Below are 456 nucleotides of genomic sequence, written 5' to 3' on the forward strand. Positions count from 1 at the left end.
GGCGCGGGCGCGGCCCGCCGCGCCGTGGTCGTCGGCGCGGAGAAGATGTCCGACACGATCGACTGGAGCGACCGCTCCACCTGCGTGATCTTCGCCGACGGCGCGGGCGCGGCCGTCCTGGAGGCCTCCGACGACTTCGAGGGCGTCGGTCCCGTCGTCTGGGGCTCCGACCCCACCAAGGGCGACGCCGTCCGCATCGACGGCTGGGACCCGACCATCAGCCAGCAGGGCCAGGCCGTCTTCCGGTGGGCCACCACCCAGCTCGCCCCGATCGCCCGCGAGGCCTGCGAGCGCGCGGGCGTCCGCCCGGACGAGCTGGTCGCCTTCGTCCCGCACCAGGCCAACCTGCGCATCATCGATGCCATCGCGGGCAAGCTCGGCCTCGCGCCGGACTGTGTCGTCGCCCGCGACGTGGTCTACTCGGGCAACACCTCCGCGGCCTCCGTCCCCCTCGCC

General features: G+C 74.8%; 1 protein-coding gene. It reads left to right on the top strand.

All coding sequences use genetic code 11. From position 1 onward, the window contains the following. A partial coding sequence (locus TR48_RS06845) for a 3-oxoacyl-[acyl-carrier-protein] synthase III C-terminal domain-containing protein (RefSeq protein WP_042365049.1) occupies window positions 1–456 on the top strand: 456 nt, incomplete at both ends.

The organism is Streptacidiphilus neutrinimicus (assembly GCF_000787815.1).
Classification (GTDB): domain Bacteria; phylum Actinomycetota; class Actinomycetes; order Streptomycetales; family Streptomycetaceae; genus Streptacidiphilus; species Streptacidiphilus neutrinimicus.